Here is an 11,452-nt window from a genome sequence, read left to right on the forward strand (position 1 = left end):
ACTGCCAATTGAAAACTGTATTTACTGGTTAATTGTTCAATTGCTAACTGACAACTGTTAACTGCCAACTATAAATATCCTCAAAACAAATTATCATTATTAAATTATACAATGACCTCAATTTCCATTCATTGGTTCCGCCGCGATTTACGTTTAGCAGATAATGCAGCTCTATACCATGCTTTAAAAAGCGACTATCCGGTTTTGCCACTTTTTATTTTTGATAAGAACATACTGGATAAGCTACCTGAAGATGATGCCCGCGTAACTTTTATCTATCAAACGATTGAGGATCTAAAAAAAGAACTTCGGCAGCATGGATCGGATCTGTTGGTAAAATATGGAGCGCCAGAGAAAATATGGCCCGAAATATTAAAGGAATACGAGGTAAAAGAAGTATATACCAATCACGATTATGAACCTTATGCACGTGAACGTGATGATAACATGGCCGAATTTTTAACGAGCGAAAAAATCGCCTTTAAAACATATAAGGATCAGGTTATTTTTGAGAAAAATGAAATATTGAAAGCAGATAAAACGCCTTATACCGTTTTTACCCCTTTTTATAAACAATGGCATGCCAAGCTGGATGATTTCTATGTAAAAGCTTATCCTACCAAAAAATATTTAAAAAACCTGTTAAAATCAAAACACCTGCATTTTCCAACATTAAAGGAAATGGGATTTGAAAAGAGCAAACTGGGTTTCCCAAAAATCAGCTACAAAAGCAAGCTGGATGATTATGCAAAAGAACGCGATTTTCCGGCACTGGATAGTACCACACGTATAGGCTTACATTTACGTTTCGGCACCTTAAGCATTAGAAAAGCAGTAAGGGATGCTATCGAAGCAAAATCGAATGTATGGCTTTCTGAACTGGCCTGGCGGGAGTTTTACATGACCATACTCTGGCATTTCCCATACTCTGCTTCCGACTCGTTTAAAAAACAATACGATAAAATTAAATGGCGTAATAATGAGGCCGAATTTAAGGCTTGGTGCGAAGGCAATACCGGTTACCCTATTGTAGATGCCGGTATGCGGCAACTAAACCAAACAGGCTGGATGCACAACCGGGTACGGATGGTAGTGGCCAGTTTTTTAACCAAACATTTACTGATCGACTGGCGCTGGGGCGAAACCTATTTTGCCGAAAACTTACTGGATTATGAAATGGCCAGCAATGTTGGAGGCTGGCAATGGGCAGCCGGGTCGGGGAATGATGCGGCACCATATTTCAGGGTATTTAATCCCGAACTTCAAACCAAAAAATTTGACCCAAAATTTGAATATATAAAAAAATGGGTACCAGAATTTGGGACAAAAAAGTATGCCCAACCGATAGTTGAGCATACTTTTGCAAGGGAAAGGGTTTTAAAAGTTTTTAAAGAAGCTTTATCTAATACATAATATCCATCGATCTTTTTGTACCCTACAAGCTTAAAACAAAAAAGAGGTTGTTATAATAAACAACCTCTTTTTTATAAGAAAAAAATAATACTATTCTAATTGGTAACACTCACAATTTCGATGTCATAATCAAGTGGAGATGCACCATAAGCTAAATCAGATGGAATAATTAGACGCATTTTACCTCCAGCAGTTAATTTTCCGGGTATAATCAATTGCCAGCCTTTTATTAAATCTCCTAAAACACTGCTGTAAGATCCATCTGTTACTGATTGTACCTGAACACCATCTAGAGTTCTAAGTGTATAATTAACCACAATTGTAGAATTTACATTAATGGCATCGGTTCCGGTTCCGGGAGTGATAATGCTATAACGTGCCCTCGACGGGTCTTTAGTTAGCGTTAAATTATTATTGGCAATAAACTTATTGATTTCTAGCTCGTCAATTTCGTGCCTTTTAGATTGGGTATACATGACCAGATCAACAAGGATATTTTCATTTGAACCGATATTCAAAGCACTGATCCCGTTTTTACCAAAAGCTAAATGCGATGGCATAATTAAAGTAGCATTACCGCCCCTATTTAACTTGGTTAATACTTCTCTTACCGGGGCAAAAATATAATTTACAGTTTGGCTGTTAATCCTGAATTGATCCGTATATCCTAAATAAGTACCTAGGATCATTAAATCAGACGTTTGCTGTAAAACTTGTCCAGATAATGTTTTAAAAGTATAAGTATAATAAACCGAGTCCTGATTTTCGACTTTACTGCCTGTACCCTGCGTATTGATTTTATAATAATAACCTTTCGTTGGATCTTTCTCGAAATTAAGGTTGTTTTTTTTCAGATAGGCCTGGATAGCTGCATCATCTGTGCTTTCAATAGACTCATAGTCCTTTTTACAAGAGCTGAATATCACAGTAGCCAGTAAAAGTGTAAATAGGCCTAGTTTGGTAAATTTGTTCATTTATTATTGTACGTCTGTAAGTGTTATAGTAAAATCGAGCACTGAATTTGCTGGAACTGAGCTTGATGATTGTCTTCCGTAAGCATAGTAAGATGGGATAATTAACCTGATTTTACCACCTTTTTGTATTTTCTGAATACCAAACTGCCATCCTACAATCACATTACCTAAAAGAAACGATGCCGGTGTACCTTTAGTACTATCGAAAATAGTTCCGTTCAGCAGTCTACCTTCATAATCTGCAGTGATTTTTGTAGAAGTAAAATAAGTTACATTTCCAGATCCGGGTTCTATAACCTGGTAAAAAATACCATTTGGATCTTTTATCCCGGTAATAGCATTGTTTTTGACAAAAGCACCTATTGCAGCGGTATCTGCCTTAAACTGGGGAGTAGGATCGTAGCCATCATCAATAGATGTATTCTTCTTACAGGCTGCGAAACATCCTGTTAAGCACACCAATAGAATTATATGTCTAAACTTAACCATCATCCGCAAAAATAAGCTTTTAATACGGATGCTACAATTTTTAACCTATTTTAACAATTTTAAGGAGCTTAAAGGTAAGTGCAGAAGATCAAAAAAGCACCGTTTTTTGGCATCAGCTTCAGCCTTTCAACTTTAGTCTTTGATCTTTTACCCTTATTGTGCATTAGCAAGCTGAATGGTAAAATCCAACACCGAATTTCCCGGAATTGAACCTACAGCACCACTTCCATAACCCAAACCCGGCGGAATGATCAACCTGATTTCGCCACCTTTCTGGATTTTAGGGATACCAATCCGCCAACCCTGGATCAATTCGGCAAGGTTAAATGTTTGCTCTTTGCCACCGCCATTATCGAAAACACTGCCATTTAGTAACCTACCTTCATATTTGATGGTGATTTTTGTATTGCTCGGATAGGTAAAAGAACCCGTACCCGGTTTAATAATCTGATAATATAAACCAGATGCATCCCTAACCGCGTTGATATTGTTCTGCTGGATAAAATCGGTTATCTGTTTTTCAGGATCTTCATCTTTTTTACAAGATGAAACCGCAACTACGCATAAAAATAGTATTGTAAAAAATCTAAACTTAATCATGCAGCGAAAATAAGCTTTTAATATTAGAAAGCTAAATTCGATAATCATTCGCTTAAAATAATATTCAAGAAACGGGTAGTCCTTATCGATCCGTCATACTGAATTTATTTCAGCATCTTTCCTGCAAGATAGACCCTGAAATAAATTCAGGGTGACGGTCACTTTAATCAAAATCTGGTGTAAGCTGTCTAAAGGAAATAATTAATTATCGAACTAAGGTTAGAAAGCTAAATCGTTATATTTTATAGCAGCTTAATTTCATCTTTTGCAGATGCTTCGTGCCTCAGCATAACAACAGAAAACAAAAAAGGGTTTAAGACATGAATTTTCACTCAAGCCTTAAACCCTCAACCTTTTAACCCTTTACCTTAAAAGATATATTTATTTGCTTCGATAAGCTGTTGTGCAACCCTTTGGCGTGCATCTTTAACGTTAAATGGCTCTACCTTAGTAAAACGGCGCAAGCCCACCAACATCATGCGTTGTTCATCACCTTCGGCAAAAGCCCAAAGTGCTTCTTTACCCGCTTTGGCAATACCATCAACCGCTTCCACCAGGTAAATTCTCAATAAATCCAACTGACCGGCAGATGCTTCCTCGCCACGGGTATTTACCAGTTTTTCTGTCCGCAATAAGGCCGATTCCAATACATAAACGTAACCTGCCATATCAGCAATATTCATTAATATTTCCTGCTCTTTGCTTAAAGTCATCATTAACTTTTGAACCGCCGCCCCAGCTACCATTAAAGTTGCCTTTTTCAAATTAGAAAGCACTTTTTTCTCAGCAGCAAATAAACTGGTATCTTCTTCTCCGAAATCAGGGATACTCATCAATTCGGCTGCAACCGCTGTGGCCGGCGTCATTAAATCAAGCTCGCCTTTCATGGCACGTTTCAACATCATATCAACAGTTAATAAACGGTTGATTTCGTTGGTTCCTTCGAAAATCCTGTTGATACGTGCATCGCGGTAAGCCCTGTCCATCGGCGCATCGGCAGAGAAACCCATGCCACCATAAATCTGTACACCTTCATCAACGGTATAATCTAAAGCTTCCGATCCCCAAACTTTCAGTATGGCACACTCTACAGCAAATTGTTCTACCGATTTTAACCTTGCTTTGCCCGACTCCATTCCACCAGCAACCAATTGGTCGTAAGTATCATCAATATTCTGTCCGGCACGGTAGTTTGCAGCATCTACGGCATAAAGTTTAGAGGCAATTTCTGCAATTTTAAAACGGATTGCACCATATTTCGAAATCGGACGGCCAAACTGGATCCTTTCGTTCGAATAATTAATGGCTGTATTTAAGGTTGCTTTTGAAGCACCGATAGCCGCAGCTGATAATTTGATACGGCCAATATTTAAAATGTTTACCGCGATTTTGAAACCGTTTTCGCGTTCGCTCAACATATTTTCAACTGGAACAGGGCAATCGTTAAAGAAAACCTGGCGGGTTGAAGAACCTTTGATACCCATTTTATGCTCTTCAGGATTCATGGTAATGCCACCAAATTCCTTTTCAACAATAAATGCAGTTAAGTTTTTATCATCATCTATTTTTGCGAATACGATAAATACATCGGCAAAACCACCATTGGTGATCCACATTTTCTGCCCGTTAATGATGTAGTGTTTACCATCTTCGCTCAATTTAGCTTTTGTTTTACCAGAATTTGCATCCGATCCTGAGTTTGGTTCTGTTAAGCAATATGCTGCTTTCCATTCGCCAGAGCCCAGTTTTGGGATATATTTTGCTTTTTGTTCTTCGTTACCATAATATAAAATCGGCAAGGTTCCAATCCCGGTATGTGCAGAAAGCGCTACGGCGAAAGAGTGACCGGCACCAACTACATCGGCAACCAACATAGAAGTGTTGAAATTCTTTCCAAAACCTCCATATTCTTCTGGTACCGAAACACCCAGGATACCCAATTCGCCGGCTTTGGTTAAAAGTGCTGGCATCAGTTCAGGGTCTTCCTGTTTGTCGATTTTATCTAAATTGGGATAAACTTCGGAGGCTAAAAAATCGCGACAGGTCTGCGCAATCATCTGCTGCTCTTCATCAAATTCTTCAGGGATAAATACTTCCTGATAAGTGGTGTCTTTAATTAAGAATTCGCCACCTTTAATTGTCTTTTTTTCAGTTGTTTCCATTGTTATGAGATTTGAGAAATGAGATTTGAGATTTGAGACCTGCCCAAATCCAAACCCAAATCATTAATGTTATTTTTTTAAATCCGTCATGCTGAACTTGTTTCAGCATCCTTCATGCTATAAAGACCCTGAAATAAATTCAGGGTGACGATCGCGTTAACACAGGTCTTAAATATTGGCACCTACTATATCTAGCCTCTCCAGTCTAAAAAAGTTCAAAAATACCTGCGGCGCCCTGTCCTGTGCCTACGCACATGGTTACCATTCCGTATTTCTTGTTCTGTCTTTTTAATTCGTTCATAATCTGTACGGTTAATTTTGCACCTGTACAGCCCAGTGGATGCCCTAATGCAATTGCACCGCCATTAACGTTGATCACATCCGGATTTAAATCCAAAGTTCTGATTACCGCTAAAGATTGTGATGCAAAGGCTTCGTTCAGTTCGATTAAATCGATGTCCTCTTTTTTCAAGCCGGCCTGTTTCAATGCTTTCGGGATCGCCTCAATCGGTCCGATACCCATAATGCGTGGCGGCACACCAGCAACACCATAACTCACCAATCTTGCAATAGGCTCGGCATTCAGTTCTTTCATTTTCTTTTCAGAAACCACCAGCACAAATGCAGCACCATCGGATGTTTGCGAAGAATTACCAGCGGTTACACTTCCAACAGCATCGAACACCGGTTTTAATTTGGCAAGTTTATCCAATGTGGTATCTGCACGTGGACCTTCATCCGTATCGACCACATAAGAACGGGTTTTCTTTTTCAAATTGGCATCCAGGTAGTTTTCATTCACAGTGATGGGTAAAAGACCATCTTTTAAGTGACCGTTTTTAATGGCATGAATGGCTTTTTCATGGGATTTTAAGGAAAAAGCATCCTGATCTTCGCGGCTTACATTATATTCTTTGGCTACAGCTTCGGCAGTTAAACCCATGCCCCAATACCAATCGGGGTTATTTTTGGCTACCTCAGCATTTGGAACCAGTTTCCATCCGCCAAAAGGCATTCCGCTCATTACCTCTACCCCACCGGCAATAATGCAATCGGCCATACCAGCTTTAATTTTGGCAACCGCTGTAGCAATGGTATCTAAACCCGATGCGCAATAACGGTTTACGGTAACCCCCGGAACTTTATCGGTATCCAATCCCATCAGCGAGATCATACGTCCAATATTCAGTCCCTGCTCTGCTTCCGGAGTAGCGTTACCCACAATTACATCATCAATCTGTTCGTTATCCAAATTCGGAACCGATGCCACTAAAGCCCTGATTACCTCTGCGGCCAAATCATCAGCCCTTGTAAAACGGAATACGCCGCGTGGTGCTTTACCCACTGCTGTACGATATCCGGCTATAATATATGCTTCCATTGTTCTTCTAGTATTTTTATGGCAATAGCCAGTATTATCTTTTTAATTTTTCGCATCCGTCATGCTGAACTTGTTTCAGCATCAATCTTGCGGAGACCCTGAAATAAATTCAGGGTGACGATCGCAGAAATCTCACATCTAATTCCTCAACGGCTTACCTTTCGTAATAATACTCTGGATCCGCTCCAAACTCTTCCTTTCACCAGCAAGTGATAAAAATGCTTCTCTTTCCAGGTCTAATAAGTATTGCTCGGTTACTTCTGTTGGAGAAGATAAATCGCCTCCGCACATTACATAACCTAATTTTTCGGAGATTTTTTTATCGTGTTCAGAAATGAAATGCCCCGCATACATGCTATTTGCACCAGCGTAAACAATGCCTAAGCCCTGCTTTCCTAAAACCTTAATATCGTTGCGTTGAACAGGCTTGGTATATCCTGCATCGGCCAGTTCTATAGCTTTAGCTTTCGCATCGGCCAGTAAACGGTTACGGTTCATCGAAATCGAGAATTTATCTTTCTGCAGATAGCCCAATTCATAAGCTTCGTAACCGGAAGTAGAAACTTTGGCCATTCCGATGGTTAAGAAACGATCTTTCAGCGCATTCTGCACAATCTGATCATCTTTATATTCATCGGATGCACGCAAGGCAAATTCTTTTGTTCCGCCACCACCAGGGATAACGCCCACACCAAACTCCACTAAGCCCATATAGGTTTCGGCAGAAAGTTGCACGTGATCGGCATGTAAACTAAACTCGCAGCCACCGCCCAAGGTTAAATTATGCGGCGCTACCACAACCGGAATAGAAGAATAACGGATACGCATTGAAGTATTCTGGAACATTTTGATGGCCATATTCAATTCGTCCCACTCCTGCTCTACCGCCATCATAAAAATCATTCCTACATTTGCGCCGGCAGAGAAATTTGCTCCATCGTTACCGATTACCAAACCGCGGTAATCTTTTTCAGCCATATCAATGGCTTTGTTGATCCCAGAAATTACATCACCACCAATGGTATTCATTTTGGTATGGAATTCTACATTCAGAATGCCATCGCCAAGATCGATGATCGAAACGCCTGAGTTTTTCCAAAGGGTTTTATTTTCGCGGAGGTTATCCAAAATGATAAACTCATCGGTACCCGGTAAAGCTTTATAAGATTTGGAAGGGATATCGTAATATTTTTTAACGCCGTTTTCTACTTTATAGAAAGAATTATTGCCGGCATCGAGCATTTCGTGTACCCAGGCCGCAGCCTTATTACCATATTGCTCCATCCCTTCGATGGCTTCTTTTACGCCAACAGCATCCCAAAGTTCAAATGGACCCAACTCCCAACCGAAACCGGCACGCATGGCATCATCGATACGGTAAAGTTCGTCGGAAATTTCAGGAATGCGATCGGATACATATTCGAATAATCCGAATGAAGAATGGCGGAACAGTTCGCCTGCCTTATCTTTTCCCTTGGCAAAAATCTTCATGCGTTCACGGAGATTTTCAACCGGCTTGGTCATTTCCAAAGTTGCCGATTTTACTTTTTGCTGAGGTTTATATTCTAATGTTTTTAAATCTAGCGCCAGGATTTCGGTTTTACCTTCGGCAGTTTTTGTTTTTTTGTAAAAACCCTGTTTGGTTTTATCGCCAAGCCACTTGTTCTCTTCCATTTTTTGCACATAAGCAGGAAGTTTAAACAGTTCGTGTGCTTTATCATCGGGGCAGTTATCGTACAGCCCTTTGGCCACTTTGATCATGGTATCCAAACCAACCACATCCGAAGTACGGAAAGTAGCCGATTTTGGTCTTCCCAATGCCGGTCCGGTAAATTTATCTACTTCTTCTACCGTCAGATCCAGTTTCTCAACCAAGTGCAGCAGCGCCATAATCGAATAAACCCCCACACGGTTGGCAATAAATGCGGGCGTATCTTTACAGAGAACAGTGGTTTTGCCTAAAAATTTATCACCATAATGCATCAGGAAATCAACAATTTCCGGTTGGGTATGCGGCGTAGGGATAATCTCCAGTAATTTTAAATAGCGTGGCGGATTAAAAAAGTGCGTTCCGCAGAAATGCGCTTTAAAGTCGTCGCTTCTTCCTTCGGCCATTAAATGGATCGGAATACCCGAAGTGTTTGAGGTAATGAGTGTTCCGGGTTTACGGAACTGCTCTACCTGTTCGAAAACTTTTTTCTTGATATCAAGGTTTTCGACCACCACTTCAATTACCCAATCGTAACCTGCAATTTTCGACATATCATCGTCGAAATTTCCGGTTTTGATCTTGTTTAATGCTTTTTTGGTATAAACCGGCGACGGATTTGTTTTTACAGCCGTTTGCAAAGCTGTATTTACAATCCGGTTTTTTACCGCTGGGTTATCCAGCGCTAATCCTTTTGCCTGCTCTTCGGGGCTCAGTTCTTTAGGGGCGATATCCAACAGCAAAACCTCTACACCAATATTGGCGAAGTGGCATGCAATACGCGACCCCATAATACCCGAACCTAAAACAGCAACTTTATTAATGCTTCGTTTCATTGTTATCTATTTGCTTTTCAGTAGTTTAACAGAATACATTCAGTTATCCATCAAACAGGTTGATTATTATATCTGGTTAATCAACAGTATAAGCTACCGTGATTTCGTTCAATTTTATGAGTAAGCTAATGAAGGTTTCTTTCTCCTTTTTGGTAAAATGCTCGTCGAGATATTCATTAAATTTCCGAACAACACCTTTGGCCAATTGTTTTTTCTCTTTCCCAAAATCGGTAAGAAAAACTTTTACAGAACGTTTATCACCTGCAGAAGTTTCGCGGTAAATCAGGTTGGCTTCTTCCATATTGTTCAACATACGCGACAGGCTGGTGGCTTTAACACCGAGCAAGGCAGCTAAATTTGAAACTGCAGTCCCATCAGCATCGTCGATGTTAATCAGCATATATCCAATGGCCTGCGTAATCCCGAAACTGGACGCCATCTGATTATACTTATTAAACATATTTTGCCATGCAAATTTCACATGATAATCTATGGTTTGTTGTTGTTTCATTTTTAATAATTTATTATGCTTGCATAACAAAGCTAATGAATGTATTTTGTTAATGCAATAGAAAAATTGAAAATAATTGTCAAATTTTTCCTAATATAGTTGTGCACAAAATGAAACCAATGAATATGTTAAAAGCCAAAGGAATATTCCTTTTTAGCCTGCTTCTTCTATCTGTTACCATCTGTAAAAGTCAGGTATCCTATTTTGGAGGAGCACTCGCCGCCAACAGTGAAAAATTAGAGATTTTCAAAAAAACAACCACCTTGTTTACTTTGCCGTATGAGGATTATGCAGACCTGCAAAAGTTTGATGAAGCCATTAGCAAAACCTGGACAATTACACCATATAAAATTATAAAGCCTGAAGAACTTGCCCGTTATGATACAACTGCAAATTATTCTTTTTTCTATTTCGACGGCTATGCTGAAAAGCTGGATAGCACAACGAATGCAAATGTGGTTTATGCATTAAAACTGGTAACACCATCAAAAAAGCGGAAGTTAAAGGAAGAAAATTTATTGGCAACCGTTACCATTTTTCCCGACCAGCAAACTGATCTATTGGTTAAAACACAGGATCAGCAATATGGCACAAAAAAGAGTATAAAAAACAATCTTCTATCGCACCTTTACAACAAATCGAGTTTTCTTAACTGGTCGCCGGGTTTTTTAACCGGCTATTTAAAGCAGATAAATGATGGCCTGTTGGCCAGTGAAAACTGCGGCATAGATTTTCAGTTTTATAATAAAATAAGGTTGCCCGAACTGGCAAAGGAAACACTCTACGTTCCCGAATATATCAAACAGGTTTTTTCATCAAGATTGGCACTTTTGCCAAAATCGGGTATAGTTTTAGAACCCTATAACTACAAGCTCAAATTTGTTACCTACAAAACGTTGGATAGTTTGATCCTGAATCAGGAAACACCAATTAAATATGTGGTTTACACACAACGATCAAACGACAAAATCATCAGTGTTTACGATAGCAAGGACCATAAAATTATCTATCAACGGTTTTATCCGCAAACGCCAAATTTTGAGATGAATGATTTAAGCGAGATTAAAAAAGTGATTGTGGGGCTTAAATAATAAAATAGACGTCATCTCGACTGAAACGCAGTGAAGCGGAGAGATCTATCATGCATGAGAGACCCTGAATTAAATTCAGGGTGACGATTCGCGGAAGAAAAGTGGTAGATAACCCCCATTAAACCAAAAAAGTCCCGATTTGCATCGGGACTTTTTTATGCTGTGTTAAAAACAGACTAGTAAAGGGTAAACTCTACACGGCGGTTTTGTTGACGGCCAGCTGCTGTTTTGTTGGTAGCAATTGGTTGGCCCATGCCATAACCTGTAGCTTCGATACGTGATGCATT

General features: G+C 39.6%; 9 protein-coding genes. 2 read left to right on the forward strand and 7 right to left on the reverse strand.

Going from position 1 to position 11,452, the window contains the following annotated elements; genetic code table 11:
- Positions 1-111 precede the first annotated feature (111 nt).
- On the forward strand, positions 112-1,413 hold the full coding sequence (locus B2V92_RS22705) for a cryptochrome/photolyase family protein (protein ID WP_293312423.1): 1,302 nt from the start codon (positions 112-114) through the stop codon (positions 1,411-1,413).
- Between the two features lie 95 nt (positions 1,414-1,508).
- Here the strand turns inward: B2V92_RS22705 and B2V92_RS22710 are convergent, their stop codons facing one another.
- The 7 genes from B2V92_RS22710 to B2V92_RS22740 form a co-directional block, all read right to left on the reverse strand.
- Complete coding sequence (locus B2V92_RS22710) at positions 1,509-2,387, reverse strand: FKBP-type peptidyl-prolyl cis-trans isomerase (RefSeq protein ID WP_293312425.1); 879 nt, start codon at positions 2,385-2,387, stop codon at positions 1,509-1,511.
- 3 nt (positions 2,388-2,390) lie between these two features.
- Complete coding sequence (locus B2V92_RS22715; RefSeq protein WP_293312427.1) at positions 2,391-2,879, reverse strand: FKBP-type peptidyl-prolyl cis-trans isomerase; 489 nt, start codon at positions 2,877-2,879, stop codon at positions 2,391-2,393.
- Positions 2,880-3,029: 150 nt separating this feature from the next.
- Positions 3,030-3,476 carry an FKBP-type peptidyl-prolyl cis-trans isomerase gene (locus tag B2V92_RS22720; RefSeq protein WP_293312429.1) on the reverse strand — a complete coding sequence of 149 codons (447 nt, stop codon included), beginning with the start codon at positions 3,474-3,476 and terminating at the stop codon, positions 3,030-3,032.
- Between the two features lie 368 nt (positions 3,477-3,844).
- A complete protein-coding gene (locus B2V92_RS22725; RefSeq protein WP_293312430.1) occupies positions 3,845-5,638 on the reverse strand; it encodes an acyl-CoA dehydrogenase family protein in 1,794 nt (597 codons plus the stop codon).
- Between the two features lie 205 nt (positions 5,639-5,843).
- On the reverse strand, positions 5,844-7,019 hold the full coding sequence (locus tag B2V92_RS22730; protein ID WP_293312431.1) for an acetyl-CoA C-acyltransferase: 1,176 nt from the start codon (positions 7,017-7,019) through the stop codon (positions 5,844-5,846).
- Between the two features lie 138 nt (positions 7,020-7,157).
- Positions 7,158-9,563, reverse strand: a complete 2,406-nt coding sequence (locus B2V92_RS22735) for a 3-hydroxyacyl-CoA dehydrogenase/enoyl-CoA hydratase family protein (protein ID WP_293312433.1) — start codon at positions 9,561-9,563, stop codon at positions 7,158-7,160.
- Between the two features lie 76 nt (positions 9,564-9,639).
- Positions 9,640-10,074, reverse strand: coding sequence for a MarR family winged helix-turn-helix transcriptional regulator (locus B2V92_RS22740; protein ID WP_293312434.1), 435 nt, complete (start codon positions 10,072-10,074; stop codon positions 9,640-9,642).
- A gap of 119 nt (positions 10,075-10,193) precedes the next feature.
- Between B2V92_RS22740 and B2V92_RS22745 the strand changes: the two genes are divergently transcribed.
- Positions 10,194-11,165: a hypothetical protein gene (locus B2V92_RS22745; protein ID WP_293312436.1), complete on the forward strand. Its 972-nt coding sequence runs from the start codon at positions 10,194-10,196 to the stop codon at positions 11,163-11,165.
- Positions 11,166-11,452: the final 287 nt, after the last annotated feature.

The sequence above is a fragment of the Pedobacter sp. UBA5917 genome, from assembly GCF_002432345.1.
Taxonomy (GTDB): Bacteria; Bacteroidota; Bacteroidia; order Sphingobacteriales; family Sphingobacteriaceae; genus Pedobacter.